Source organism: Halocatena halophila, from assembly GCA_027563145.1.
Classification (GTDB): domain Archaea; phylum Halobacteriota; class Halobacteria; order Halobacteriales; family Haloarculaceae; genus Halocatena; species Halocatena halophila.
In genome coordinates, this window is record CP071307.1 from 301,922 (window position 1) to 327,559 (window position 25,638).

General features: G+C 54.6%; 25 protein-coding genes and 1 pseudogene. 14 read left to right on the forward strand and 12 right to left on the reverse strand.

Annotated features, from left to right (window positions below):
- The first annotated feature begins 5 nt into the window (after positions 1 to 5).
- Positions 6 to 2,000: an alpha/beta hydrolase family protein gene (locus JXQ78_RS15535; RefSeq protein WP_330633434.1), complete on the forward strand. Its 1,995-nt coding sequence runs from the start codon at positions 6 to 8 to the stop codon at positions 1,998 to 2,000.
- On the opposite strand, the gene JXQ78_RS15540 is transcribed toward JXQ78_RS15535, so the two are convergent.
- A complete protein-coding gene (locus tag JXQ78_RS15540; RefSeq protein ID WP_330633435.1) occupies positions 1,993 to 3,099 on the reverse strand; it encodes a Gfo/Idh/MocA family protein in 1,107 nt (368 codons plus the stop codon). The two genes, JXQ78_RS15535 and JXQ78_RS15540, sit on opposite strands and share 8 nt — an antisense overlap.
- Positions 3,100 to 3,159: 60 nt before the next feature.
- Here JXQ78_RS15540 and JXQ78_RS15545 point away from each other — a divergent pair, with 60 nt between their 5' ends.
- Complete coding sequence (locus tag JXQ78_RS15545) at positions 3,160 to 4,047, forward strand: amidohydrolase family protein (RefSeq protein ID WP_330633436.1); 888 nt, start codon at positions 3,160 to 3,162, stop codon at positions 4,045 to 4,047.
- A 7-nt stretch (positions 4,048 to 4,054) separates the two neighbouring features.
- Here the strand turns inward: JXQ78_RS15545 and JXQ78_RS15550 are convergent, their stop codons facing one another.
- A complete protein-coding gene (locus tag JXQ78_RS15550) occupies positions 4,055 to 4,990 on the reverse strand; it encodes a Gfo/Idh/MocA family oxidoreductase (RefSeq protein ID WP_330633437.1) in 936 nt (311 codons plus the stop codon).
- A gap of 110 nt (positions 4,991 to 5,100) precedes the next feature.
- Here JXQ78_RS15550 and JXQ78_RS15555 point away from each other — a divergent pair, with 110 nt between their 5' ends.
- The gene (locus tag JXQ78_RS15555; protein ID WP_330633438.1) at positions 5,101 to 6,333 is read left to right on the forward strand and encodes a DegT/DnrJ/EryC1/StrS family aminotransferase; all 1,233 of its coding nucleotides are present in this window, start codon (positions 5,101 to 5,103) and stop codon (positions 6,331 to 6,333) included.
- On the opposite strand, the gene JXQ78_RS15560 is transcribed toward JXQ78_RS15555, so the two are convergent.
- Positions 6,330 to 7,781, reverse strand: coding sequence for an enolase-like domain-containing protein (locus tag JXQ78_RS15560; RefSeq protein ID WP_330633439.1), 1,452 nt, complete (start codon positions 7,779 to 7,781; stop codon positions 6,330 to 6,332). The two genes, JXQ78_RS15555 and JXQ78_RS15560, sit on opposite strands and share 4 nt — an antisense overlap.
- 104 nt (positions 7,782 to 7,885) lie before the next feature.
- Here JXQ78_RS15560 and JXQ78_RS15565 point away from each other — a divergent pair, with 104 nt between their 5' ends.
- Both JXQ78_RS15565 and JXQ78_RS15570 read left to right on the forward strand, forming a co-directional pair.
- On the forward strand, positions 7,886 to 8,722 hold the full coding sequence (locus JXQ78_RS15565; protein WP_330633440.1) for a GNAT family N-acetyltransferase: 837 nt from the start codon (positions 7,886 to 7,888) through the stop codon (positions 8,720 to 8,722).
- Positions 8,723 to 8,766: 44 nt separating this feature from the next.
- Positions 8,767 to 9,516 (forward strand): fumarylacetoacetate hydrolase family protein, encoded by a 750-nt coding sequence (locus JXQ78_RS15570; protein ID WP_330633441.1) that lies wholly within the window; start codon positions 8,767 to 8,769, stop codon positions 9,514 to 9,516.
- Here the strand turns inward: JXQ78_RS15570 and JXQ78_RS15575 are convergent, their stop codons facing one another.
- Positions 9,517 to 10,434 carry a Gfo/Idh/MocA family oxidoreductase gene (locus tag JXQ78_RS15575; RefSeq protein ID WP_330633442.1) on the reverse strand — a complete coding sequence of 306 codons (918 nt, stop codon included), beginning with the start codon at positions 10,432 to 10,434 and terminating at the stop codon, positions 9,517 to 9,519.
- A 125-nt stretch (positions 10,435 to 10,559) separates the two neighbouring features.
- Here JXQ78_RS15575 and JXQ78_RS15580 point away from each other — a divergent pair, with 125 nt between their 5' ends.
- Positions 10,560 to 10,775, forward strand: coding sequence for a zinc ribbon domain-containing protein (locus JXQ78_RS15580; protein ID WP_330633443.1), 216 nt, complete (start codon positions 10,560 to 10,562; stop codon positions 10,773 to 10,775).
- Positions 10,776 to 10,913: 138 nt separating this feature from the next.
- Here JXQ78_RS15580 and JXQ78_RS19130 read toward each other — a convergent pair.
- Positions 10,914 to 11,108: pseudogene (locus tag JXQ78_RS19130) on the reverse strand (RNA-guided endonuclease TnpB family protein); the annotation flags it as partial.
- Between the two features lie 439 nt (positions 11,109 to 11,547).
- On the opposite strand from JXQ78_RS19130, the gene JXQ78_RS15590 reads away from it, so the two are divergent.
- The gene (locus JXQ78_RS15590) at positions 11,548 to 12,117 is read left to right on the forward strand and encodes a hypothetical protein (RefSeq protein ID WP_330633445.1); all 570 of its coding nucleotides are present in this window, start codon (positions 11,548 to 11,550) and stop codon (positions 12,115 to 12,117) included.
- 170 nt (positions 12,118 to 12,287) lie between these two features.
- Here the strand turns inward: JXQ78_RS15590 and JXQ78_RS15595 are convergent, their stop codons facing one another.
- Positions 12,288 to 13,076 carry an ABC transporter permease subunit gene (locus tag JXQ78_RS15595; RefSeq protein ID WP_330633446.1) on the reverse strand — a complete coding sequence of 263 codons (789 nt, stop codon included), beginning with the start codon at positions 13,074 to 13,076 and terminating at the stop codon, positions 12,288 to 12,290.
- Positions 13,069 to 13,989 carry an ABC transporter ATP-binding protein gene (locus JXQ78_RS15600; protein WP_330633447.1) on the reverse strand — a complete coding sequence of 307 codons (921 nt, stop codon included), beginning with the start codon at positions 13,987 to 13,989 and terminating at the stop codon, positions 13,069 to 13,071. The genes JXQ78_RS15595 and JXQ78_RS15600 overlap by 8 nt, the downstream gene beginning before the upstream one ends.
- A gap of 98 nt (positions 13,990 to 14,087) precedes the next feature.
- Here JXQ78_RS15600 and JXQ78_RS15605 point away from each other — a divergent pair, with 98 nt between their 5' ends.
- The gene (locus JXQ78_RS15605) at positions 14,088 to 14,708 is read left to right on the forward strand and encodes a TetR/AcrR family transcriptional regulator (RefSeq protein ID WP_330633448.1); all 621 of its coding nucleotides are present in this window, start codon (positions 14,088 to 14,090) and stop codon (positions 14,706 to 14,708) included.
- 580 nt (positions 14,709 to 15,288) lie between these two features.
- Here the strand turns inward: JXQ78_RS15605 and JXQ78_RS15610 are convergent.
- Complete coding sequence (locus JXQ78_RS15610; protein WP_330633449.1) at positions 15,289 to 15,702, reverse strand: hypothetical protein; 414 nt, start codon at positions 15,700 to 15,702, stop codon at positions 15,289 to 15,291.
- A 90-nt stretch (positions 15,703 to 15,792) separates the two neighbouring features.
- Here JXQ78_RS15610 and JXQ78_RS15615 point away from each other — a divergent pair, with 90 nt between their 5' ends.
- Positions 15,793 to 16,125 (forward strand): hypothetical protein, encoded by a 333-nt coding sequence (locus JXQ78_RS15615; protein WP_330633450.1) that lies wholly within the window; start codon positions 15,793 to 15,795, stop codon positions 16,123 to 16,125.
- A gap of 57 nt (positions 16,126 to 16,182) precedes the next feature.
- On the opposite strand, the gene JXQ78_RS15620 is transcribed toward JXQ78_RS15615, so the two are convergent.
- Positions 16,183 to 17,004 (reverse strand): MBL fold metallo-hydrolase, encoded by an 822-nt coding sequence (locus JXQ78_RS15620; protein WP_330633451.1) that lies wholly within the window; start codon positions 17,002 to 17,004, stop codon positions 16,183 to 16,185.
- Positions 17,005 to 17,235: 231 nt separating this feature from the next.
- Between JXQ78_RS15620 and JXQ78_RS15625 the strand changes: the two genes are divergently transcribed.
- Positions 17,236 to 19,437 (forward strand): M48 family metalloprotease, encoded by a 2,202-nt coding sequence (locus tag JXQ78_RS15625; protein WP_330633452.1) that lies wholly within the window; start codon positions 17,236 to 17,238, stop codon positions 19,435 to 19,437.
- Positions 19,438 to 19,859: 422 nt separating this feature from the next.
- Here JXQ78_RS15625 and JXQ78_RS15630 read toward each other — a convergent pair whose 3' ends face one another.
- The gene (locus JXQ78_RS15630) at positions 19,860 to 20,300 is read right to left on the reverse strand and encodes a helix-turn-helix transcriptional regulator (protein WP_330633453.1); all 441 of its coding nucleotides are present in this window, start codon (positions 20,298 to 20,300) and stop codon (positions 19,860 to 19,862) included.
- Between the two features lie 102 nt (positions 20,301 to 20,402).
- On the opposite strand from JXQ78_RS15630, the gene JXQ78_RS15635 reads away from it, so the two are divergent.
- The 4 genes from JXQ78_RS15635 (at position 20,403) to JXQ78_RS15650 (ending at position 23,141) form a co-directional block, all read left to right on the forward strand.
- Positions 20,403 to 20,708 carry a hypothetical protein gene (locus JXQ78_RS15635; RefSeq protein WP_330633454.1) on the forward strand — a complete coding sequence of 102 codons (306 nt, stop codon included), beginning with the start codon at positions 20,403 to 20,405 and terminating at the stop codon, positions 20,706 to 20,708.
- Between the two features lie 449 nt (positions 20,709 to 21,157).
- The gene (locus JXQ78_RS15640; RefSeq protein ID WP_330633455.1) at positions 21,158 to 21,376 is read left to right on the forward strand and encodes a hypothetical protein; all 219 of its coding nucleotides are present in this window, start codon (positions 21,158 to 21,160) and stop codon (positions 21,374 to 21,376) included.
- Positions 21,377 to 21,854: 478 nt separating this feature from the next.
- Complete coding sequence (locus JXQ78_RS15645; RefSeq protein ID WP_330633456.1) at positions 21,855 to 22,352, forward strand: hypothetical protein; 498 nt, start codon at positions 21,855 to 21,857, stop codon at positions 22,350 to 22,352.
- Positions 22,353 to 22,433: 81 nt separating this feature from the next.
- On the forward strand, positions 22,434 to 23,141 hold the full coding sequence (locus JXQ78_RS15650; RefSeq protein WP_330633457.1) for a peptidoglycan-binding domain-containing protein: 708 nt from the start codon (positions 22,434 to 22,436) through the stop codon (positions 23,139 to 23,141).
- A gap of 699 nt (positions 23,142 to 23,840) precedes the next feature.
- Here JXQ78_RS15650 and JXQ78_RS15655 read toward each other — a convergent pair.
- Together JXQ78_RS15655 and JXQ78_RS15660 are read right to left on the reverse strand one after the other, a co-directional pair.
- Entirely contained in the window at positions 23,841 to 24,497 is a 657-nt protein-coding gene (locus JXQ78_RS15655) for a hypothetical protein (protein WP_330633458.1), read from the reverse strand.
- 263 nt (positions 24,498 to 24,760) lie between these two features.
- Positions 24,761 to 25,591 (reverse strand): phosphosulfolactate synthase, encoded by an 831-nt coding sequence (locus JXQ78_RS15660; RefSeq protein WP_330633459.1) that lies wholly within the window; start codon positions 25,589 to 25,591, stop codon positions 24,761 to 24,763.
- Positions 25,592 to 25,638: the final 47 nt, after the last annotated feature.

Consider the following 25,638-nt stretch of genomic DNA (forward strand, 5'->3'; position numbering starts at 1 on the left):
CTGCCGTGGCGCGTGAAGGGTCGCTACAGTTTCAGCCCAACGTTGATGGCTTCTACGACGTGCACGCCGAGCTGCCACGATATTTTCACCGGCGGCTCGAACGGCAACTCCGTGCCGGTGATCGCCTACGCGCACGGATCGACTCTCGGGCTGGACTGAACCGGCACCGCCAGCGAATGAGACGACAACTAGTGACGACGATCGGTGGACTGTTCGAGCGCACGCCGCTCAATCCGATGCGAGCGGTTGCGTTCGAGCGTTCTGAGTACACCGTCGAGACGGTCATTTTCGAAAGTCTCCCCGACGTTCACGTCACAGCAAACTGCTATCGACCAGTCAATTCGTCCGGTCCTGTTCCTGCCGTTTTATTTCTGTGTGGGCACGCACCGGCGGGAAAAGCAGCGCCCGCCTATCAGCGAGCGTGTATCGAGCTCGCGCGCAACGGCTGTGCCGTGCTCGTGGTCGATCCGATCGGTCAGGGTGAACGACGACGACCCACAGACCGTGCGAACCCGAGCGCCTCGCCCGTGACGATTCACACGCGGCTCGGTGGCGGATGCACGCTCGCGGGAAAAAATCTGTCCCGGTATCTGATCTGGGATGCGATACGGTCGCTCGACGTGTTGCAGTCGCTTCCGTTCGTCGCAAGCGAACAGCTCGGAGTGATGGGTAATTCAGGTGGTGGGCTCCAGACCGCCTACTGCATGTTGCTCGACGATCGGATCACAACCGCCATGCCCTGTTCGTTCGTGACCGCAAAAGGAGTCTATGCAAAAACCGGCCAGGCACAGGATGCAGAACAAATCCTCCCGGATGCAGTCCGCGTCGGCCCCAGATACGACGATTTTCTCACGGCGTTCGCACCAAAGCCGCTCTGTATTGGGGCATCACAGTCGGATTTCCTCCCGATAAGCGGCGCACAGCAGTCCTACGAGCGGGCAAGCACGGCCTATGCGCTCTACGATGCCACCGAGTCACTTGAGTTTGTGGTGTCGGATTCAACACACGGCCTCGGATCCACGCTTCGAACCGCTGCAGTCAACTGGTTTCGCCAGCAGCTACTGGACGAATCGACGATCGTCTCGCCACACGAATCGGCAGTCGAATCCGAAGAGTCGCTCGCCTGTCTCTCTGCGGATTCAGTGTTCGAGGCGTTTGCGAGCGAGCGAGCCATCAGTGACCTGACAGCCCAAGCCGTTCAGTCCCTGGAGCCAACCACGCCAGCCCCCACCACAGGACCATACGCTGAAACCCTGCGAAGGCGGGTCCGCAAACGCTTCGATCTTGACCGCACGCGGCCATCGCTCTCACCGCGTCGTCTCGACACCGAATCGGCCGATGGGCTCGTCTGGGAGAAGCTGTTTTTCGAGAGCGAGGATGACGTGCACACGACGGCGATCGCCGTGCGGACGCAGACGACAGAGCCATCCTGTCCAACGATCGTCGTGCTTGACCGTGGCACCGCAGAGCTACCGCAGTATCGAGACGACGTGGCAGCACTCGCTCGTGATCGTGGGTTCGTGCTCGTGTTCGATCCCCGCGGGATGGGCGGCGTTCGAGCACGTACAGTCAATACACCACAGAACAATGGTGGCGAGTATTTCGACGTACACGGAACTGTCTACAAACTGGCGTCCGACGCGCTCATGACAGGCTGTTCGCTGCTCGGATTGCGCGTATTCGACGTGGTGCGTGCTCATGAGTATCTTTCCGCGCGGCTTGGTCAGACGACGGTTGGACTCGTCGGCGCAGGAAAGGGTGCTATCTACGCGCTGTTTGCGGCGGTGAGCGAACCCGCGTTTGAGCCGGTCTGTATCGAGGACGTGCCAGCATTCTACGAACGAGCGACGACACCCGGGACGATCGTGGATCCGGGACTGCTCTGTTATGGCGTCGTCGGCACGCTCGACGTTCCACAGCTTCTGGCTGCACTCGCTGACCGAGACGTTCGACGCGTAGCGTTTCCCGAAGACGGGCTCGGAATCGATGCGCTCACGTAGGGGGATCGTCCTCGGTCTGTGGCACTGAGACGGTCGAACCGGTGTTGCCTGCGGTGTACGCTGCGGTGACGAGTTCGAGCGCATCGCGACCGTCTTCGCCGCTCACTGGGGGCTCCGTGCCATTGTGGACACTCTCGGCGAATGCCTCGATCAGCCGCTCGCCCGCCGGGCGAAGCGCCGGCACCGAGAGCTCGTGAAACGTCTCTCCGGCTCCCAGATCGGTCGCTTCGTTCGTCCGTACATACAGTGGATCGCCAATGACGAGCTCGCCATCGGTGCCGTACACCCGGTCGCCGCGCACTGTTTGCTCTGGCGGACCATCGAGCAAAAACGAACTCGCCTCGATGATCCCGATCGCCCCGTTTTTATACCGGATCGTCGCAACACTGAAATCCTCGACGTCAACCGGACTCGCGAACGTGTCGTACTCACAGGCGATCCGCTCGGGCTCGAGACCAGTGAGATAGTTCATCGCGTCAACGTTGTGAATAACGTTCGTCGAGAGAATACCACCGCCGCTCGTTTCCATCGATTTTCGCCAGTCGGTCTCGACCCGTCCCGTGTAGCCGCCATCCCAGTACGCGTCGGGTTTGCGCGCCCAGACGGTGAGTTTCGTGCCGACGATTTCGCCGAGATAGCCCGTCTCGATCAGCTCGCGAGCGCGCCGATAGGTGGCGCGATACCGGTAGGTGTCACAGACACCAAGGGTTACCCCTGCGTCCTGGCACGCATCGATTACCGCCGTCGCAGAGTCGAGATCGACCGCAATCGGCTTTTCGACGAGCACGTGATGGCCAGCGCGTGCACCAGCAATTGCCTGTGGCGCGTGGAGGTGGTGTGGGGTCGCCAGATACACCACGTCGATCGCATCCATTTCGAGCAGTTCGTCGTACTCGGTGACCACCGAACAGTCAACGCGGTCGGCCACGTCGTTGGCAAGCGATGGTTCAACATCCATCGACACGCCGATTTCGACGCCACTGGCGCGCTGAAACTGCTCTGCACGGCGCTTTGCCGTAATCTCCCCACAGCCGACGATCGCCACTGTGAGTGGCTGAGACATGCGTTCGCTGAGGAGTTCTCCGGTCTCGTATTTCAACGTTTGGTCGAGTGCGCCATAGAACTATACCGTCCCCGACCGAATCGCCGAAACGAATCCATGGACACGCGTGAGCGGTTTCTTGACGCCGCCATTACCGAGCCATCGGTCCAGCCAGTGGAAACGATCATCGACGCGCACACGCACATCGGTCAGGTGCGTGTCGATGCGCTCCCAGTGTCTCCGTCCCGCCTCGTGGAGTATATGAACGCCCATGGCGTTGATCAGGCCGTCGTGCATCCGCTGGTCTCACCACTGTCGACGAGTCACTACGTCACAACACGAGACGTGCTCAGTGCGGTTGCCAGCTACCCCGACCGGCTCATCCCGTTCTGTTCGGTCGATCCACGAATGTACTATCGATGGGGTAAGGATCGATACGCTGCGGTTATTCGCGAGTACGTCGAGCTGGGTGCCAGGGGATTCGGCGAACTGAAATGCGATCTCCCGCTGGATCACGAGTATATGCACGTGTTGTACGAAATCTGTGCCGACGAGGGGCTTCCGGTGTTGATTCATATTGATTCGGTCTGCTGTACCGATGCGGTGGGGCTGCCTGCAGTTGAGTCGCTGCTACAACAGTACCCGGGCGTCGATTTCGTCTTTCACGCACCGGGCTGGTGGGCACACATTTCTGGGGATGTCGAACAGATCGGTGGCTACCCCGACGGTCCCGTCGAACCCGGTGGACGCTGTGATGCGCTGCTCGGAACGTATGACAACTGTTGGGCAGATTTCTCTATGACGTCCGGCTTCAACGCGCTCACGCGCGATGAAATCTATGGTGAAACCTTTCTCCGTCGCCATCACGAGAGTCTTCTGTTCGGATCGGACTACCTCCAGCCTGGCCAGTCGATCATGCAGTTTGGCTTCTTTTCGGAGTTCGATCTCGAACCATACCAGTGGGAGCAGATCTGTTCGAAGAACATCCGCTCGATTCTTGCCTGAGCGTGGCTCACTCGGGGCACCCAACGGTGACGGGGACCTCCCGATCAATCGATTCGAGCACTGCACGCGTTGCCCGGAGCGTCGTGATCGACGACTCGATCGAGCGTTCGAAACTGAAACGGTCACCGCCATCTGCACACAGAGATCTGAGCACCATTTCAGGACCGAGACGATGGGTCCCAGTCGGCGGCTCGGCGTGCGAGGGGGTCGTCGTCACCGGCGTATCCGTTTGGCTGTCGTACGACAGGTGGCCATCTCCTGCGAGCTCGAATCGATGCGATGGATCGAACGCCGATCGATCTGTCAGCCGAGCCTCGATGTGGCCCACCGCCGATCCACACCGGAGCGTCACGATCGCTGCGGTCAGTCTCGCACCAGAAACCGTTCTTGCGAACACGCGCTCGATTGGCCCACACAGCCACCGACAGAGATCCAGTTCGTGAAACACCACTCCGAACGCAAGATCTGCGAGTGGAGCCCCCCGAGTGAGTAGGTTGCCTGCGACGAACTGTCTGAACGTTCGCACGGTTCCAACAGTGCCGATCGCTCCCGTTCGCACGCGTTCTGCCGCCGTGGACGCTGGCGGCGATACCCGGTGGTCGGCTATTGAAACGAGCCGACCCGGAGAATCGGCCACCATCGAGCCGATCGCCGTTATTTTCTCACCGGTATCGGCGATCGGACCCGGACAGACGATTTCACAGCCCGACTGGCAGAGTTGGGCAATCGTCGACCGACGATCTGACAGCGGCGTGCACAGAATGACCGTCGCCGGGGCGTTCGCACACAATGCATCGACCGAATCGTATGTCGTTACAGTACGACCAGCAACGGCCGCGCTCGTCCCATCCACAGCCACCAGTTCTACGCCATCACGTTCTCGGCACTGCAGCGCGTACGCTCGCGCGAGTCCGGCGTCTCCAAGCACCCCAATTTCGGCCATCGAGGTGTATCGCCCCCGCCAGCACCATAAATTTTCGTCACCTCATTAAATTACATTTCAACAACGTATGTTCGTGAATTATTATTAGCGATCCGTTCGACCTGATGCATATGTCGAAGCTCGCGCTCCACGGTGGCGACCCGGCTGGCGAGGCCCTTGAGGTTCCGAACTGGCCCCAGAGCACCGAACAGTCGAAGGCGAACGTGCTGGATGCTGTCGAATCAGGCGCATGGTGTCGATCGTACGACGATGCCGAGTGGGTAGACCGATTCGAGGAGTCGTTTGGCGCGTACCACGACGCCACACACGCGATCGGTGTGGCCAACGGGACGGTCGCAATCGAGCTTGCACTCCGAATGCTCGACGTTCAGCCCGGTGATGAAGTTCTCGTCCCGCCATACACGTTTATCGCCACCGCTAGCGCGGTCACCTCTGTCGGAGCGGTCCCACGGTTCGTGGACGTCGATCCACGGACGTACAACGTTGATGCTGACGCGATCACCGACGCCATCACTGATCGAACGGTTGGGGTAATCGGCGTTCACATTGCTGGCTATCCGATGGATTTCGACGCGCTGCTACCGGTGGTTCGCGAGCACGATCTGTTTTTGATCGAGGACGCCGCACACGCCCAGGGGACGGAATGGAACGGTCGGAAAGTCGGTGCGATCGGCGACGTTGGGACGTTCTCGTTCCAGGAATCGAAAGCGCTTGCTGGCGGTGAAGGTGGGATGGTGGTGACAGACGACGCGGTGCTTGCCGACCGTGGCGAGCTATTGTGCAACATTGGTCGCCGGTCGAACAGCGTCTATCACCACTATGAGCTGGCATCCAACTGCCGGATGACGGAGTTTCAGGGTGCAGTGCTGTGTGCACAACTCGAAAAGCTCCCCGAGGAAAACGAGCGCCGGCGCGAGAACGAACGCCTGCTCAGATCGGAAATCGACGCTATCGATGGAATCAAGACGAAACCCGACGACGAACGCATCACCGCGCGTGGCTACTGTCTGTTCGATCTCCAGTACGACAGCGACGCGTTCGGTGGACTCTCTCGTGATCGATTTCTCGAAGCACTCACCGCAGAACAAATCCCGGCAAGCACTGGGTACGCCATGCCGATGTACGAACAACCAGCGTTCAGCCGCTCACGGGTGGCCGCGCTCGTCCCGCCGGAGGCAACTGTGCCACGGTATCGACACCTTCACCTACCCGGCGTTGAGCAAGTCACTCGACGCAACGTCAGTCTCACGCACACGGTGTTGCTAACCGATGAGACGGGCATTCAATCGATCGGTACCGCCATACGAAAAATCCAGTCGAACGTGGACTCGTTGCTCGATTAGTCATCGGCGTGAACGATTGAGTCGACGTGCCAGGAATCGACCGGTGTGCACCGCTCTGATTCTATCGTTACCGTTCGACCGAACGGAGCCTCGAGCACGGAGTCCAGCTGAATCGATCCAGATTGAACATTGAGCGTCACAAACCCCTGCTCGTGGCGTCGATAGAGGTCTGGATGGTCCGAGAGTGCAGCCTGTTGTGTGGATTCTCCGAAGGCACTCAAGCCAAGATAGTAATGATGGCCGTTTCGCTCGACGTGATCCATACCGAGCGTTGCCATCACGGCGAGATCCTGCTCGCGTTCGATCGGCCCGAGCGTGGTGAGGTCTTCGCCGCTCATCACATACGTCCTCCCATCGCGCCGCCGTCGATGCGCAAGCAGACAGCGATTGGCGATCCCGTTGAACACGCCCTTGCAGTTTTTGTGGCTCGTTCCGTCGTAGCCGACATCGAGTGCACGTTGCACGCTGGTGAGCGAATCGTCGGACTCGTCGATGATGACGGCCGGTCGATCGTCCCAGTCGGCAAACGTTGAGGCAGTCTCGTCGGTGAACGATTCGTCGCGAGCCAGCGGCTGTTCGACGTATTTGACGCGGTCGAGCAGCGGTGAGGCCGCCGGATCCACAGAGAGGGCTCGATACTGGCGCTTGAACGCCCTGGCGCTCGAATAGCCCTCGTTGGCATCGAGCGTAACGACATACTCGTCGATGGGAGACGATTCGAGCACCGCGTGAATCCGACCCAGTCGCTGTGCGTCCGCGTCGGTCGCGGCAAGCTTGATTTTGAAATGCGTCACCCCATCAGTCCGAACGTACTCGGCAAGCGTCTGTGGACGACCATCTTCGAGTCGTTCTTCCGGTGTGAGATCGTCGTCATCGAGTGGATCACTCAGTCCGACCGTGTGTCGAATCGCCGTCGAGCGAACGGGCGCATCTGGAAGCAACGTCGTCGGTTCGATCCCTTCAAGTTCGTCATAAATAACACCGAGATCGATGCCGAGGTCGTTCTCATGGACTGCCGTTGGAAACGGCGTCTCCATTCTGCGACAGTATGCGTCGATGACGGCCTGTTCGAGCAAACTCACGCCGAATCTCCACAACAACGGTGGATACGACCGACCAGTTGCCCACGACTGAACGCCATCGTACAGCGACTGCCAGAACGCAAACACGGTCTGTCCGGTCGTCCGTTCGGCGATCGACGCCGCTGTTGAGAACACGTCGATCATCGCCGCAATTCCCGTTTCCAGCGACATCGATGGGTCCTTGTAGAACCACATCGGGGCAAGCGCCCCCATGCTCTGGCCGGAGGCCGTCTCACCGTTTATCCGTGCAGTAACCCCCACCAGCACCTGTGGCCCTGCCGTTGCCTCCACACCACCGAAATGAAACGGCATCCGTCGCTGGAGTGCTCTGACGTGCAGTTCGGTTTCGCTCACTGAAACCGTCATAGCGCCAGTTCAGCAGTTGCGATAATAAACCATGGTGACGGTCCCAGCTGATGTGTCGCTTGTGCCACCGGTAAGATTAGCACGGCTGGCACACATTGTGTGGTATGCTCCGGATCGAACCGCTCGGTGACGACGATCTGGCCCCGGCGATGGCGCTCTCGACGCAGGCCGGCTGGAATCAGTGTCCGGCCGACTGGGAGCGGCTGTTCGAACTCGCTCCGGACGGCTGTTTCGGTGGATATGTCGATGGCGAGCTGGTTGCGACCACGACAGTTCTCACGTTCGACCGAGCAGTGGCCTGGATCGGCATGGTGCTAGTGGCACAGCCCCACCGACAGCAAGGCTTTGGGTCTACGCTGTTCGAACGTGGACTGTCGTACGCGCGTGAGCAGGCAGCCGCTGTCGGTCTCGATGCAACAACGGCCGGGCGAGGCCTGTACGAACGCCAGGGCTTTCGAGATACGCACACGGTCGAGCGATGGGCAGGACTACCCACAGCAGGGGCGACCAACACGGTTACTATCGAACCAGCGACTGAGATTGCTCCCGTGATCGACTGCGATCGAACTGCGGTTGGCCCCAATCGCACAGCGTTGCTCAACTCGATATTCGAGGCCCACGAAACGACGGTCCTGCTCGCGGGCACTCAGACCAATCCGCTGGGCTACGTCATGGTTCGACCAGGCAGGCAGGCATCCCAGATCGGGCCGCTCGTGGCACCAGATGCTAGCACCGCCTCGGCGCTCCTCGGTGCGGTTGGCCACCACACGGCCGTTGGGGACTGTCTGCTCGACGTGATCGCAAGCGAGCACACGAACGACTTGCTCAGGGCACACGGATTCGAGCGCCAACGTGTTCTCACACGTATGACACACGAATCCGATGATCCACTGCTCAGCGACCCGCACGTCTGGGCGATCGCCGATTTCGCCCTGGGATGAGTCCGAACACATATTGATACGGGGTGACAACACACTCGGTATCGATGCGAACCGTACGATTCAGCGATCCAGCCGGACAGCCCCGATCAGGAACGTGGACCGACGATGGGATCGTGACGCCGGCAACGACGTACGATCCGGCGGAAGTGACGCTCCTTCCACCAGTGCAACCGACCAAAATTGTCTGCCAGGCGGGCGGCTACGCTGACCACCGGCTCGAATCCGGCCGGGAGGAAGAACGACCGGATCGTCCCGAACTGTTTTTGAAAACGCCGAACTGTGTCGTTGCTCCCGGCGGGGCGATCGAGCTGCCGGCCGATCGTTCGCCGATCGAGTACGAGGCGGAGATCGGCGTCGTCATCGACGAGCAGTGTCGCTGTGTCGACGAATCGGCTGCCATGTCGTACGTCGCCGGCTTTACCTGCGTGAACGATATTTCCAACCGTCCAGACCAGCGCGAGGAACGAAACTGGGTACGAGGGAAGGCGTTTGACGCCTCCTGTCCGATCGGTCCAGTTGTTGCGACCCCCGACGACGTTCCAGCCGACGCAACGCTCGAGCTCCGATTGAACGGCACGACCGAACAACAGTCCTCGCGGGACAATCTGCTCTTTTCGATCCCCGAGCTCATTGCCGAAATCAGCTCGCTGATCACGCTCGAGCCAGGTGATGTCGTCGCAACTGGGACCCCATTTGGTCCTGGCGAGCTCACTGCGGGAGACACCGTTGCCGTCGAGGTTGAGGGCGTTGGCGTGCTAGAAAACACCGTCACGCGAGCCGAACACGCCCGTTGATCAGTTCGTCGAACTGCCAGAGTGTGCAACGTAGGGTTGGTAGCTCTCGAGAAACGACCTGCCGTCGGCGTGTACGTCCGCGAGTGTTGGGCTCGTCGGCTCGAGACGCTCGGTATGATCGAGGGCACCACGCGTTGCCAGCAACAACCGTGCGCCATCGAGCAACCGTGCCGATTCGTCGATCGATCCCTCGATCGTTGCCCGAAAGCCAGCAAGATACGATTCGTACATCGATCGGCGCTCGTCACTATTGCTGCCCTCGATCAGTGTCGTCCGAGTTACTTCACCAACGTCGAGCAGGCCGAACGCGCCCGGATCGTCGCCGCCGTCGAATCGGATCGTCGCCACCACGTCGTTCTCGAACGTCACCTGGACAGTCTGTCCGGGCTGGTTAGTCGGGATGACTGACCGCCAGTCCGCGCCGGCGAGTCGACGGGCAGTCGACGTCAGATGAGCGCCGTAGTAGAACGGATGTTCGTAGCCGGCGACCCAGAGCTGGCGTTTGGCTCCACCAGTGGGCCACTCCAGCAGGGTTGGGTGATATCCCAGTGCTGATCCCCCGTACAGCGGCGTCTGACCCGCAACTTCCTCAAGCCGAGCGAGCGATTCGAGATCACCGGCGAGCGGTTTGTCAATCAACACCGGCACGCCGGCCTCCAGAAACGGTGTGGCCAGCGACACATGGGTGTCCCAGTTCACCGACAGTACCATGACGCCATCCACGTGGTCGACCAGCGACGCCGGTGAATCAACGATCGTGGCGTCGTGTGTCTGTGCAAACGACTGAACCGTTGCTGGCTCACGAACTGCACCGCCGTCCCACACCCCCGAGATCGTCATCGACGGCATACGCTCGAGAACCGAAGCGAAAGCCGACGGATGACTGCTGTCTAGCCCCAGGATGCCGATTCGATGCATCAATTACACTGTCGGTCGTCACCGAGGTAAAGCTACGGTCGATGTGGACACCCATTTTAGCGACTGAGAGCACCACGCAGTCAAGCCGACGAAATATTTATCAAATTGTGCCGCTAATTTGGCATATGGTCTCCGATATGAACACCCGTGGCTGTCCGAAATGCAACCACACAGACACCGAGGTGGGAGATATTTCCACTACTGGTGGTGGATTGAGTAAATTATTCGACATCCAGACAAACAGCTTTAAAGTGGTCTCGTGTACGAACTGTGGCTACTCAGAGCTGTATCGCGCTGAAAGCTCCAGAACGAGCAATATCGTCGACGTATTTCTTGGGTAAATCGCCTCGGAGTGAAGTCAAGGGAAACCAAAGATTTCCTGACCATTGGAAAGCTTCGCTTTCGTGAGCCAACCAGAACTGCATAGCAGTTCTGGTGACGTTGTAGTTGGCGTGGTTTTCATACACACACTTCTGACACTCGATGGCCTCTTCGATGAGTTCGTTCGCCACCGTGTGTCGGTGTATCTCGAAGCGGCCGACTCTTTTTGCCCAACATCTCGATGGTTTTGTGGGCGTAACGAGAGCCCACTGCTGGATCGATGCACGCCGCTTCTCGTACTCTCGACGCAAGTGATTGAACTCATCAGCCGACCAGAAGCGCCCCGTCGAAGTCGGCGAGTACGAGCGTTCAGCCAGCCACAACCAGGGACAGACGATGCACTCACCACCACCACGCTAACGGGCAAACGGACGGAAAGCACACAGCCGTCAGACGACAACTCTCGACCCGGTACGGCCACGGCGATGAGAACAATCCACACGACGAGTTGACCGCCCGACTCCAGAACTACGATGGTTCGTGACAGATCATCATTCTCGACGATGCAGACCAGCTGGAGGGTGCGTGGACGAAACGCACTGTCAGAACGATTTTCAGAAGACTAGCCTCAATCGGGAGGACGCACTCATCGATTCGGTGGCCGTCTCAACGCCGACGTGAGTGCTGAGAACAGCACGAATACGGTTACGAGTACGGAACAGACCCTTTGCAGCCCATATTTTCTTTGTGAAAAGATATATCAGTAAGAAAGTGAGAGTATGAGACAGTTAAATGATTGCAAAGATCACGAGTACGGTGCTTCAAGGAGGCGGCGGAGAGCTCGGCGGGCTCGTGCTCGTCGTCATCGTCGTCCTGGGACTGTTGTACGCTCTGTCGTCGATTTTCGGCGGAGACGGAAAGAGCAGCGCTACGGAAGAGTTGTCAGATCTTTACTTCGACGACGATGATGAGCTACTCTATGACTTCACGAACGATGATGTCCAGCAGTGGCTCCGGACGAACGACGGGCTAGAGCAGCTCGAAGACTGGGTCGACGACGACCTGGCCCGCCCCATTCATGAAGGAACGGACGAATCTCACTACGCAGTGCTCAATTTCTGGTGGTATACACTGGCCAAGGAGCTCGGATTTCCAGATCCCGAGGCTGATGAGGAGTACACTGAGTTCACGATTGCTGTGGCATTCACAGCAGCGTATGAAAACCATTCAGACCGTGTTGGAGACGTCCCGGAACTCGATGACGGTTCGATCGGAACGTCGCCGTTCATTGTTGAACATACCCGGAATAGCGCGGCTGGGAACGATCTGCTCGAAGAGCGGACCGAGAGTGAGCTGATATAGGATTTGTTGACAGCAGCAAATGCTCGGATATTCCCGAGCGAAAGCTTCACAATCAGGTCAACCGGCCACCATGTGTTGTACAGCACGCACGCGAGCATGAAGTTGAAAAATCGATAGCACGGACATATCAGGGTAGTCCAGACAATGCGTCTTGATCGTGGATATCCCGGTTATCGATTAATGTCTCTTCGCTGAAATCGGCGTTGACTGACGAGCACGAGCACAACGGTTGCGACAAGCAAGATGAAAGCAAAGGTTACATTATAAGTCCCATCAATCAAGATCGCTGATGGATCATAGTACGCACGTGGACTAATATACGCTATCCACGCGAGCCCCGTCCCCGACGCTGCGAACCTGATTGTATTGAGAACGACGACGATTCCCGCGGCGATTCGCTGTGTGACGGTCACTCGATCGTACAACGTTGACAGATAGATGCCGATCGCTGCACAGATGAGCAGATATGGAATAGCAAGTACATGAGCCATCACTAGGCGAACTGGATCAACGGATTCACCGATGCCGAGGGCTGCAACGTAGATAACAACCACCAGGGCACCATTTACAGTGATAATCGGGACGAACAACGAGACAAATTTCTCTGCGAGGAGGCGTGACCGGGAGAATGGAAGCAACAAGAGGAGATCCATCCGGGCGTGTTCAATATCGTCAGCAATCAGGCCTGCCGCAGTGTACGCGAAATAGATCCCAAGGGCCCAGATCACGACGAAATTATAGACCTCCGCCGCGAGCCATCCTTCGATAGTGGACAACTCGACGATGCCAAACACTTCGAGCATAACCTGTGGGATCGCATCCACCGCTGAGCGTAATTGCTCCTTGGGTAGCGACTGAAAATAGGACAGCAAAAACGCTACATAAAGACTGACACTTGCTGTAAGTCCAACCGTCCAACGGAGTCGCTGGTTCGCCTCATACTGAGCCGTCTCAAACATGAGTTTCCTCCCTGCTACCATCGGTCAAGTGTGAATCTGGATCTCCATAGTAGTGCATGAACACGTCTTCAAGCGGGGGCTCGCTGATCTCGACATCGAGAATCCCGTAGTTCGCAAGCTGTCTGAAGAGCGTGGTGTAGTCACCGGCGTATGTGAATTGCATTTCATCACCCATCGTCGTGATGTCTATCACACCATCAATCGCCGATAGATCCACGCTCTCGCCGTCGATTAACTGAACCCGAACGCGTTTTCCGCTGCGATTCACCAGTGATTCGATATCCTCAAGCCCAACAAGGCGACCTTCTCGGAGGATTCCCACACGATCACAGACGCGTCGGACCTCACTCAGAACGTGCGACGAGAAGAAAATTGTCGTTCCATTTTCCTTTTCGTCTCTGATGAACTCGTTGAACTGTGCCTGGTTGAGTGGATCAAGCCCGGAAGTCGGCTCATCCATGACGACGAGGTCGGGATCGTGCATGAATGCCTGGATAATGCCGAGGAGTTGCTTGTTCCCACTCGAATACTCACGAATCGGTTGATTGAGTGGCGGTGTGAACAACTCAAGAAGCTCCGTCCGTCGTTGATCTCCCTTGACCGACGCGTAGTAATCAAGCAGTGCGTTGCCCGTAACAGCCTCGTTAAATCCGAGCTCAGCCGGCAGATATCCGATCTGGTGTTTTACGCCGATAAACGCGTCCTCGTCGCTCACATCCGTGCCGAGTACCGTGGCCGTTCCAGTGGTTGGATCGAGCAATCCCAGAATCGTCCGGATTGTTGTCGTCTTTCCGGCTCCATTTGGGCCAAGGAAGCCGAAGATTTCCCCCTTCTCAACGGTGAACGACAGGGAATCGACGCCAAGGACAGTCCCGTAGTCTTTCGTTAGATCAGTCACGGTAATAGCTGACATGTCTTTTCCTCTGTTCTATTACTATCTAACTGTTTCGGTTAATAGAGTATACCTCGTTAACCGACTAGTTTATTTATTAACCAACCGAACAGCATGACATGCCCGGATTTAGCGACGAGGAACGCGAACGCATCAGAAAGGACCTCATTCAGACAGGCCGTAGCTTGATGTTCACTCATGGACCAAAGAAAACCACAATCACGGACATCACTGATTCAGTCGGTATCTCTAAGCCGATGTTCTACCGATTTTTCGACGCAAAAGCAGATTTGTATCTCGTGATTCTTCAGCAAGCGAGTGAGGAATTTTACGAGAACGTTCGCGAAGAGTTGGACGAAGTGACAGACCCTTGTGAAGGTCTCAAACGGGTGCTTCGATGCTACAGGGAGTATCTTGAGACCAACCCGCTCGTCCAACAGACATTTACTCAAGACAATTACCGGGAGATATTCCGGAACGTCTCCCCAGAACTACTACAGAAAATTCAACAGGAGGGTGTGGCGGACATCCTCCCTTTTATTGAGGCGCTGCAAGAGCAGAGTGATGGGCCGTTTGCAGAACGTGATCCAGCAACGGTTCTCGGGGTTTTGAGTACGATTGCTCTCCAGGTGTTGCACAAGGACAGGTACGAGGAGTATGAAGAAGGATACTACGACCAGATAATGGATCTGCTCATTATATCCCTCGCAGAAGGACTGACCACGACAGAAACGCAGTAATGTCGGAATGAGAAATCATATGAAGTATAGATCGTAGCTGACACTATGGCTGTGGCCACTCACTGCCTTCTGGGATGTTGATAGTAATGGCTGAAGGAGTCGAAAATTGATACAGGAGAGTTGATTTTAGTATTCCAACACAATTTCCCACGAGTTGCTATAGCATACGCCACCAGAAGGGATGGATATGACACTGAATAGAACATCGAATAGCATACGATAGGCAGGAATTATTCTCTATGAGTCCGTATTTTTATCCCAATGAAAGCTATATGAGACATATTATTCCAATGGGATCGCAATAGAATTATCACAGTAGCCATTGCTTGTATTGGATTATACATTGGGACGACTCTCGGCCAATCAGAGACTGAGCAATTTATTTTGACCGTGGGTTCGGCTACAACCATGGTGTTGATATATAATATAATAAGAGTACAGCCAAAATAACCGAGAAAATCAGCAACGCAATCCTCAGAAAGTCCACGGCTGTGGCCGGGAAAGAATATTATACGGACATTATATTTTGGATTTTATATCACATAGAGATCCCTGCACACACAGCTGTATACCGAAGGTCCTACGACTCCTCACTCGACGCTGGCTGTCGAACTGCTGGCGAATGTGCGGCGATTTCGACCACGAGCTCGTGGAGTTTCACATCAAATGCCGGGTTGGCGAGCTGATAAAAATCCGAGTTGCCGTGCGTGTGTGCCACCTCGACGATTTCGTACTCGATGAGCGTCTCGATCTGCTCACGGAATGTGTTGGGCGTGATCGACGCCCGTTCACAGAGCGTTGAGGTCGGGAGTGGTCGCACGGCGTTCTGTAAGGCCTGAATGATTCTGAGTTTGCTCTCGGGCGTAAACACGGTCAGCAACGGGGATTCTTCGAACGGTGCGTCGACAAACTGGGCGTCCGAATCGAACGCGTTCGTCTGCGTCGTCGCATCCACCTGGTCTGGACCATCCGATGACGGATTCGACTGAGCCATATCCAGATATACGTAGCCAACTTCATAAGTTTGCTGATCAAAATTAGCTCCTATCCGCAATTGATTTCGGAAGAATATAGTAGTCGTGTCATGAATTCGAACGTGTCGATGTTCGACAGCGAGGAGGACGTGGTCGAAAGCATTGCCGTCTACGAGGCGCTGTTGCGCCACGGCGTCTACTGTTCGAACGTAATTACGTTCGAACAACTGACGCAGTTGCTCACAGTCAAAGCTGAGCGAGAATCTCCGCTGCGAGAGAGTCTCATGAGACAGGCCACAGACGATGACTGTCCGTTGAACTGTGGATATCTCGACGATGAATTCGCGTTGTGTCTCAGTGGGGATTCGATCGAGGAGACGATCCACCGAACCCAGTGGTGGATCCAGCGGCTCGAATCTGACAGCGAATCATTTGATTCTTAGAAATCCGAAACCACTCAACGCTGCGTACCGGGATATCAATGCAAGAGCTGGGTATCCTCACAGCCGATATGTGGCAAAATCCGATCCGAGTTCGTATCCATCTTGAGCTACAACGGCCTCCATCTCTTTTGTTGTCATACGCTGTAAATATTCGTTGAGGTTAAGGAGCACGGTGCGTTCTGCGTCTGCGGTCTGTAGTGCTGAGCGGAGATCCGACTCCTCTCCGTGACCAAATGCCCGAAAGAGGGCCGCTCCCTCCACAAAGAGAATATCGGCAGCAGTGTATTCCACGTCATCCATGAACGACCACATATCCGGTGCGTACACAACGTTACTTCCCACGTGGTGGATGGCAAATCCCAGTGTGTCGAACTGTGGACGAGAATGTTGTACGGGAAACGGGACAATGCGAAGGTCACCAACAGTTACAGCAGTTCCGTGATCGATCGTCCGAAACTCCACCGTGTTCGTCAGTCTGGGATTGGAATCTGTGATGCGACCGAGTGCCGTTGGGGTCAAATAGACGGTGACCACAGGGTTCTTCGGCTTTTCATCCACTGTGAACGTCTCTGGTGAGAGATATCCATCCTCAATACCGACGTGGGAATCGAATCCCATCGCCGCGTGGGCGAGTTCATCCAATCCACCAACATGATCATAGTGGTGGTGAGTGAGAAAAAAGCCATCAACCTCACAGACAGCAGCTCTGTGGAGTTGTTCTTTGATCTCCGGGCTCACATCCAGAACCACCGTGGCGCGTTCGGTTTCGACGAGGAGTCCCGGTCGCCGGCGTCGTGGACTGTCGGTACAATACGAACAATTGCACAGCGGTGCGGGAACCCCCACAGCATCACCCGATCCGAGCAGTGTCACATCCATGGCAGCTGGTAGACGATATGCAATAGAAAACGTCGTGATCACACAGATGGGTCCGTTCGACCGCGATTGAGACAGCCCATCAAACACAGAACCAACGGTCACCCGAACGCGCTAAAGACCAGGGGCACTCAATCCATCCCGGACTGGGCGTTCGATATAAAAAACCGAGTGCCGAATCGATATGAGAAGTGAAAGATAATAATCCGATAGCCACAAATCAGAATAGGTAGCATGGATGATCGTCCGGACCCGGAAGCTGATGCGATTTTATCGGAGGTTCGCCAGCAAACGTTCGAACGGGATGCGTACCGCTGCCAGCGCTGTCGTGAGACGAACGACTCGCTCGAAATCCACCGGCTCGTGGAACAATCTGAGCACGAAGGCTCCGAGCAGGAAGCACAGTTCATCACACTGTGCAGGACCTGTCACGCAGTCATGCATCCGGATGACGATTCGGTTGGACGCGCTCGCGAGCAGGCACCGCTGTTTCCACATCCGGATGCGCCGGAAACAGTCTCCCGAATGCGGACACCTGAAGACCACGTTTGCTGGGATTGCGAATCTGAGATAGAAGACCCAGCAGATCTCTCCTCGTACGATCTGGCGGGTGAGACACTGATCCTTTGTACAGATTGTGAACTGGAGCTGTACGGATACACTGGGTTCAGAGACCTGAACGGGACTGCTGACAGCACGGATAGATCATCTGATCAGAACACTGATTCGACGGCAACGGAACCTGCGACCGGCAATTCTACTGATTCCGGGAATGATCCAATATCGTTTATCCTATTTGGAAACCTACTTGATGTGGTAACTACTGTTCCTGATGTAAACGAAGCAGATGGAGATTACAACCTCCATGCCAAATTTCTCAATTTTTTCCTGTCTTCGGTGTCAATCTGGTTAGTTTCCTCAACTATTTTTTACGTATTCACTCAACCGTCATTCGCGGCTACTACACCGTCGCCAAAAGTATACCTGCAATTATTGTTGATTGTTGGATTCTTGATGCTTTTTGTGGACGCCCTATCAGATCTGGATGCAAAACGCGGCGCAATACGGCTCGGTTGGGCGATTGTCTTCAGTGGTATGGTTGGGACGTTCGTCTTCACCGGTGGACTGTTCACCAAAATCGTGCTGTGGCACACGATCGGTAGTCCGGTCGTCTCCGTAATTGAGACGGTGATAGCAGTCTCTTCTACAGCTGCCCCAGCGATACTCGGTGTCGTCGGTGTTGGTGTCGTCTCGTTGCTGTTTTCGAGCTGGAGAACTGGCTCAGCGATCAACTGGCATCTTACGCTTCGGATGATACTATCGTTATTCCTGCTTATGGGACTGACAGCCGTCTTTTTCACCGCCATCTGGCGGCTCATTGAGACCACAGTCTGGGTGCCGATGATGATACTGGGAGTCGACGCCAAAACGCAGCAGGTAAACACGAACGTCATCGGGATCTGGCTGCTCATTGGATTCGTCTATCACGAGCTTGTTCCGATTATCGACGCCAAACCAGAGACTGCAGCCGTGAAAGCGCCCGAAGCGCTCCCCACCATTCACACGATCACGAACAGAATTGCTGCACAACTCGATATTCCAGTTCCAACAATCGCCGTTACACCAAAATCCGGAGTTGAGACAATCACCTGGGGCTATCGACCAGGGAATATGACGCTAATTCTCTCCAAGGGAACGATCGATATGCTAGACGAAGAAGAACTCGAGGCAGTTATCGCACACGAACTCGCCCACATCGCCAACATGGATGCAATCGTAATGACGATCGCCTCGCTGCCAGCCCTTCTTGCAGGTGGGCTGCTACACCGTGCACAGCAGATGATCATAACCAGAGAGACTGCTGAGCCAGCTGGAACAACGAATCAGTCCCGCACTGAAACCGATTTCAGTCTCATTCGGAGCATACTGTGGGTGATCACAATTATCCCCTTCATCATCGTCGGGGGCATCGTTCTGATTTTCTCACTCATTTTCTCAGTGCTGCGAGTTGGACCCCCACATCACATCGTTGCGTACGCACTCATGGTGGTGGGTGGACTCATGAAATGTCTCTGCCGACCGCTCGTTTCGATTCTCTCACGCTCGCGAGAAATCGTTGCCGATCGGACAGCCACACGGGTTACCAGCTCACCGGCAGCGCTGGCCAGCGCACTCACCACACTCGATGGGCAAACCACGTCATCCCCCGAAACAGATCTCAGAGAGCGATCAGAGCTGGCAACGATGTCGATTCTGCCACGCGAATCATGGGGACCAATCACGCACAGCCCAAGCGAAAATGCGGACTGGATTACCGCCGGTGTGATTCATGTTGAACGGTCCATTCTCGAGCTGTTTCAATTTCTCTTGAACACCCACCCATCGACAGAACGCCGAATTGCAGCGCTCCAGGATCTCAAAGCGGAGCAATCATAGTGCGGAAATGTCGAGACTGGGACTCTGGAAAGTTGTTACTAGCTGAACAAAAGTCTCAGAACTCCGTCTATATCTCTACCTTATCGCCAGAACTACTTAAAGGAAAAGTGCACACATCGATGTCAATTAGGCAGTCAACACAGGGTGTCATTAGCTGTTCGCGGATAATTCGTCGAGATCAAGTGGTATTATGTCTGCCATTTTGCATATCTCATCATGGAAAATATCACGAGTCGAATGGTTGCAAGTTTCTTTGCGCGTCCGTTCGCGTTCACCGATGCGGATTTTTAGTGTCGTTATTTTCCCCGTATTGAGTTCTTTCGCTGGTACAGATCACCGAGAGCGTTCTTGATGAATCATACCCTGAGAAAGTTTTCAGAGCCGGTGGCGAACGGTACATAATCGAAGTTAACGATCCAACGTCACTCCACACGCTCGAAATATGGGGCGTCATCCTCGTCGTCCGGCAGATCTAAATCATCCCGGTGGGGTTGGAAGCGAGCGAACTCACTTGATAGTCGAGTAACTAATTCATTCCACTGGCCGTCAGTGCTCCGATAGAATTTGCTGTTGCCCTCAACGTGATCAACTGTGAGCAACCCCCACTCCTCCAATATCGCGGCCTGCTCGTAGAAGGTATCTGGATGAATTTCGGTCTGATCGATAATCCACTGCGCAGACTCGGACCCGTACCGGCCCGCCATTGTAGCAAGGATTTTCAGTCTGCTCGGTGGCGTAAAGATCTGAACCATTGGGTGATTGTCGATCGTTGCTTCTATGGGATCCATTTCTGCGACAGACCGATCCGACCCAATTACCTGGGGGGAAGCGTCGTCCGAATCGACCCCGTCGTGGGTGGCCATATGCGAAGTATATTCCCAATAGTCATAAGTCCGGTGGTGATTCGGGAGAAAGGCCGAATTAATTCGGTAAACTTACGGGATATTGCGTGCCCCATCTGGGTAATGAGTCCGAGACGACGGTACTACATTGAGATAAAAAATCTCATCCAAGAGTTACACAATCGGCGGATCACGCCGCCGAAGATGATGGCTGCTGATTCGGCACTCAAGGTCGCAGGACTGCCAGCAGCTCACGCTGATCCATTTCTCAAATCCATGATCCCCTTCGTGCGACATGAACAAAGTCCGCTCTGTATGATTCTCGGCGTCGAAAACGAAGGCGTCTGGCTCGAACCGTCAGGTGAGGATCTCAGCGCGGAAGTCATGTGGCTAATCGCCGTGATCGAATCTAAAGAGTATGAGTCCTAAATTCGCCCACGATTGGTTGTTGTAACCGAGCACTCTGCACGCAGCAGAATCACATGTGCTGTGGTTGGTGGCAGGCTATGAAGTCAGGAGTATTGCAGCGTTGCAGTTACGTAGTGATTCGAGTGCGGCCAACAGCGAGAAATGCAGTACAGGGGTACTAACACCAGTTGCGACAAATGCGAAAGAAAGTGAATCCACAGGGGACGTCAATAGTCCTGGGAGTGCGAGAAAGTCCCAAATATTGGCGATGACATCGATTGCAATAGCTGCGACGAACCACGGTCCCGCGGCAGAGAGAAGTCTGACATTTTCCGTCAGGGTGTGGAGTATCACCGTTTGTAATCATAATTTAGTGTTGAATTGTTTTTATAAGATAATATCGGTAACGCTATTACTTCCGACTGCGAAGATACTATGTTCGAATGGTCCCATCACAGCCACCAGTTACGATGCAAATCCAACCACTCTATAACAGAATAGATGCCTGGATGCAGACGCTCTCATCGATTGAGTATGCGCTTTTGGCCTGGCTCATTGCATTCAGCACTGGAATACTCCTCGGGGTTATGATCCTGGGAGACACGTTCCTCAACGCAGTACCTACCGCTGTAGGGAGTGCAACAGGGCTTGCAGTTGTCTTTTATCTCACAGGGATGCCAGAGGAGTAAGATCACGAACTGGTTTCATTACAGTTACCGAAACACAGAGAATGACGGCTATCCACTTCGTCCGATAATCTTCCGACGGCAGAACCAGTATGTGGCTTTTTATAATATATCACGATGTTTGAGATCATTCAAACGGTCCGTAACTACCGTGCGAGCTGACCAATCCCATACAAACGTTCTCCTGACTCAACCGTTGGCATGGAACTCGCGAGTGGTGAGGAGAAACTATCCGTTGATCAATGTTCAAAGAGACTATTGGCTCAATACGCCAAAGTCAACTGACTAGCCGAACAACTGCTGTAGAACTCCGTCTATATCTCTACCTTATCGCCAGAACTACTTAAAGGAAAAGTGCACACATCGACGTTGACCAGGTGGCAGCCTTGCCCCTCATCCCGCGTACTGTACCGAAGAGTTCCTTCTGTGCATACTATGCACTAGCACGCTACTTTATTGCTTGGTAGGTATGTGAAATAGTATGAGTTCATGGCTCGGATACACGGTCTACCCGACAGACGACACATTACTTGAGGCGTTAAGAGACTCGCTCGAAGCACAACTGCTTGAGAAGGTTGTTACAGCATCTCGATCCGAAAAGGCAGAGTACATCACCCCTACTATATATTCGGAGTGGGGAGCACTCGGACGACGGTGCAGTACCACCATAGATGCACACGAACTCAAACCCACTGTCGTAGAGTGGATAGCACAGTGTAGTGATCGCATCGAGGTCGTGTACATTGCACAGATGAGCGACACTTCAGATGCCGGTGTACTCACCGTCTACACACCATCTGAACACGGCCTCTTCCCAGCCGAGACACGCAAAGGAGATTATGACCGTGACCGTGAAATAGCAGCCCAATTTAACGAATACTTCCCCGAAGAAGCTGCACAGTTGCTCGCCTTTGGAGATGATCACATCACCGAACTTACAGAAAAATACGACCACCGCCCACTGCTCTACTACGGCTAATCCGTCCACAAGAAACGAAACGATCAGAATGGACGCTACACGTTGCTCGCTATCTTAAACGGCCAGTATGACTGCACCCCCATGAGTGAGATTTCTCCAGAGACCTATATATTCCACAATATAGATTCTGCATGGATTTTTATCCATTATAATACATTATGTATTCTATATTCGAATAATTTAATATCCAAACATTATAAATATTATATTGTGAATCAGGATAGAAATAGATCTGATGAATCAGTTGATTCAACTAGTGAACAGAGCTTACTCCGGAGTCGTCGTGGCTTCCTACAGAAGGCAGGCGCGACTGTCCTTATCAGTGGCCTCGGAAGTACGATCGCCACTGGCACAGCTAGCGCTGAAAGCGACTGGCCAGTCTTTAGACAGGGACATAATGATCAGGAACTGGGCAGACGTGAGGTCCACGCAATTCAGTATTTTCTACAGGCCCATGGATATTCACTCGGAGTTGACGGAGTATTCGGACCAAACACAAAAAAGCAGGTAAGCAATTTCCAACGCGCTAATGGGTTGTCAGTTGACGGTATTGTCGGATCTGAAACCTGGTCTAATTTGATCATCACGACCAGCCGAGGAAGCCAAGGAATCCCCGTCAAGGCTGTACAGGATCAACTCCGCTACGACTATGGATATGACACAGCGGTCGACGGGATCTACGGTCCGAACACAGAGGCTGGCGTTGAGCGATATCAACGTGGTCAGGGATTATCAGCTGACGGGATTGCCGGTCCAAATACATGGTTCTCACTTGCGTGGACAGTTTGATTACCTAATATAACCCTTCTATAACAATTACTTCTGCTGTGTTTGCTCGGATAATGGTCACCAAAGCGGATACGCTCGGCGAAGACTGGTGTATCAAAGATAATAGCTCTCTCCAACCTACGGAGTGAGGATCACCAAACAGTTCGTGATCATTACGGGGAACCTTTGGCAACAATTGAACACATCACATTGCGTGTGAGTGTAGTGGTATGAAAACGTGGTATCTTATTATTCAAGATCCACCTACGCGACACTCCGATAGCCACTGACTAGCCGAATAACTGCTGTAGAACTCCGTCTATATCTTCACCTTATGCCAGAACCACTTAATGGAAAAGCGTGGCTGAACCCACAGACCATCTGTGGCTCAGTCACAACAGTACCAGTGAGAGCCGTTTTTCGCCGTGAACCGATTTGCTCCGCATCCATGTCCAGAGCATCAAGAATGGTAGAGACAATTTCTAGACCCGTGAGACGGTAAACGACAGCACCCGACCAGATGATCGTTACGTCCTTCTACCAGCCCGAAGAGAGCACTGATCCAGAGGCGCTAGATTCGGAGATCGGAATCTTGGCGATCATTGACGTATCGCGAAGCCAAAACACATATTAGACAGCTCCATAATCCGAGAACCATCAATATATGCAAGCTAAGATATAACGGTTATAACCCCGTCGCGCCAGAAAACATCTCCCTGGCTACGGACACTCGAAAACGCAATTCAGCCCACACTCACAGCACTTACAGTTCCAGTTACAGCAATAACAGCATGTACAGCTCGGACAGGGATCACAACCACAGTTACAGAAACCACACGTTTCGGTGCAGCACTTGTTGTCGGGACAACCACCACACATAGTAGCCTTCGGAGCTGGCTCCGATAGCATAATAACGTCATCATCATCCTCAACTCCGGGAGGAATTAATGCTGCATAGTCATCAGAGATCTCTGGCCGTACAGCCATGACCAGCAAACCGTCATCAAATTTCCGGGAGACACGTATTTCCGGCGTTGCGCCGTCTTCTGTAGGTTGTGCGTCGTAAACGATCCCTTCAGGGCTCTGTCCGTTCTTTGCAGGCTCGTTAACGATACCAATTGCGTCGATGGACGCCTCCTCGATGAGGCCTGCGTCTGCGATGGTTTCGAGGAGTGCAGGTCGATTTGCGAAGGCCTTGCGAACCGACTCAATGTTGCGATAACCAGTTGTCGCCTCTCGAATCTCTTGTTCGGATGGACCACGTCGCTGCGTGGCCGTTGCATTTCCGGCGAAGCCAGCCGAGATGGTTGCTCCCGCGGCCACTTTTTTGAGTACAGTTCGCCGATTAATACCGACCGATAAGTTCTTTTCAGACATCACTTCTATACTTATCCTAACATTGAATATATTTTTTCGCTAGAATATTAAGTAACAGGTGGTATCTCGTTGTGCTCGCCGCACTTTCCAGATTGTCACAGTGTCTCGAAGGTTATAACGGTGCAAATTGGAAAGTGAACGCGACGAAGACTGAAAGTTCTTATTTGAAACGAAGGTGGCTTGAATACACCCTATAAAGACTGTGAAAAATCCATCAGGTCAAAGCTAAAACGGAGCGTAACCGACGGGCCATAATGTGTTAGCTATCGATCACCCTTCCACGTGACCGTCCGTCCCCATGTCGTCGCCTTCCCCCAGAGTCCCGATCGCATGCATTCCAGCTCGACGATCTGGGAGTTATCGACGAAGAGGTTGACTTCGGGGCCGAAGTTCTTGATGTACCACTCGAACATCTCCGGACCGGGTGCTTCGAACACGAGATTCTCGATCCCGAGTGCGTTGGCGATCTGATACGCCACGTCCGTCCGCCACTCGGTTACTTCCTCGGTGATGCCCTCTGCTTCAACCATCAACAGCTCTGCTCCGGCCTCCAGATGGCGTCTGCCTTCTTCGATCGCCTGTTCGGGATCCTGCTGGCCCTGCTCTTCCAAGATCGATGGATCGGTGGCACCACCGGCACCGAACTGGACGTTGATCTCGGGTTTTGGTGCGATATCGTACTCCTCCGCAACGAGTTCGGTCATGTGAACCATATCATCGGTGCTGATCGCGAGAAAGCCACTCGAAAGCTCGACGATGTCGAATCCCAGCCGGGCGGCCTCCTCGAAATAGCGCTCAACGTCGTCGTTGTTCCGAATAAGAACGTTCTCGACGTAGCCACCAGTAGAGACCTTCACGTCGAACTCGTGGCAAATCTCAATCAGTTCGGTGACCGCATCCTCTGGCATGAGCGCGAACGAACCACCACTGAACTTATAGATGTCGACGTACCGACCCATTGTCTCCAGAATATCTCGGAGCTCTCGGGGACCCATCGGGTCGTAATACGGTCCTCTGATCTCCGTGATTCCCTTGTCTCGTGGCTTTTCTGCCCGCTCGTTGTGATGCAGAAACTCGAACGCTCGCTCAACCATGATACGGGCCACGATGGGCTCGCCACGCACTTAGTAAAGGACCGGTA

Bases quoted from the DNA above. Each gene is read 5' to 3' on its own strand.
- JXQ78_RS15545 (WP_330633436.1), top strand. From the start codon at position 3,160: ATGGACACGCGTGAGCGGTTTCTTGACGCCGCCATTACCGAGCCATCG.
- JXQ78_RS15550 (WP_330633437.1), bottom strand. From the start codon at position 4,990: ATGGCCGAAATTGGGGTGCTTGGAGACGCCGGACTCGCGCGAGCGTAC.
- JXQ78_RS15555 (WP_330633438.1), top strand. From the start codon at position 5,101: ATGTCGAAGCTCGCGCTCCACGGTGGCGACCCGGCTGGCGAGGCCCTT.
- JXQ78_RS15560 (WP_330633439.1), bottom strand. From the start codon at position 7,781: ATGACGGTTTCAGTGAGCGAAACCGAACTGCACGTCAGAGCACTCCAG.
- JXQ78_RS15565 (WP_330633440.1), top strand. From the start codon at position 7,886: ATGCTCCGGATCGAACCGCTCGGTGACGACGATCTGGCCCCGGCGATG.
- JXQ78_RS15570 (WP_330633441.1), top strand. From the start codon at position 8,767: ATGCGAACCGTACGATTCAGCGATCCAGCCGGACAGCCCCGATCAGGA.
- JXQ78_RS15575 (WP_330633442.1), bottom strand. From the start codon at position 10,434: ATGCATCGAATCGGCATCCTGGGGCTAGACAGCAGTCATCCGTCGGCT.
- JXQ78_RS15580 (WP_330633443.1), top strand. From the start codon at position 10,560: ATGGTCTCCGATATGAACACCCGTGGCTGTCCGAAATGCAACCACACA.
- JXQ78_RS15590 (WP_330633445.1), top strand. From the start codon at position 11,548: ATGATTGCAAAGATCACGAGTACGGTGCTTCAAGGAGGCGGCGGAGAG.
- JXQ78_RS15595 (WP_330633446.1), bottom strand. From the start codon at position 13,076: ATGTTTGAGACGGCTCAGTATGAGGCGAACCAGCGACTCCGTTGGACG.
- JXQ78_RS15600 (WP_330633447.1), bottom strand. From the start codon at position 13,989: ATGTCAGCTATTACCGTGACTGATCTAACGAAAGACTACGGGACTGTC.
- JXQ78_RS15605 (WP_330633448.1), top strand. From the start codon at position 14,088: ATGCCCGGATTTAGCGACGAGGAACGCGAACGCATCAGAAAGGACCTC.
- JXQ78_RS15610 (WP_330633449.1), bottom strand. From the start codon at position 15,702: ATGGCTCAGTCGAATCCGTCATCGGATGGTCCAGACCAGGTGGATGCG.
- JXQ78_RS15615 (WP_330633450.1), top strand. From the start codon at position 15,793: ATGAATTCGAACGTGTCGATGTTCGACAGCGAGGAGGACGTGGTCGAA.
- JXQ78_RS15620 (WP_330633451.1), bottom strand. From the start codon at position 17,004: ATGGATGTGACACTGCTCGGATCGGGTGATGCTGTGGGGGTTCCCGCA.
- JXQ78_RS15625 (WP_330633452.1), top strand. From the start codon at position 17,236: ATGGATGATCGTCCGGACCCGGAAGCTGATGCGATTTTATCGGAGGTT.
- JXQ78_RS15630 (WP_330633453.1), bottom strand. From the start codon at position 20,300: ATGGCCACCCACGACGGGGTCGATTCGGACGACGCTTCCCCCCAGGTA.
- JXQ78_RS15635 (WP_330633454.1), top strand. From the start codon at position 20,403: ATGAGTCCGAGACGACGGTACTACATTGAGATAAAAAATCTCATCCAA.
- JXQ78_RS15640 (WP_330633455.1), top strand. From the start codon at position 21,158: ATGCAAATCCAACCACTCTATAACAGAATAGATGCCTGGATGCAGACG.
- JXQ78_RS15645 (WP_330633456.1), top strand. From the start codon at position 21,855: ATGAGTTCATGGCTCGGATACACGGTCTACCCGACAGACGACACATTA.
- JXQ78_RS15650 (WP_330633457.1), top strand. From the start codon at position 22,434: ATGAGTGAGATTTCTCCAGAGACCTATATATTCCACAATATAGATTCT.
- JXQ78_RS15655 (WP_330633458.1), bottom strand. From the start codon at position 24,497: ATGTCTGAAAAGAACTTATCGGTCGGTATTAATCGGCGAACTGTACTC.
- JXQ78_RS15660 (WP_330633459.1), bottom strand. From the start codon at position 25,591: ATGGTTGAGCGAGCGTTCGAGTTTCTGCATCACAACGAGCGGGCAGAA.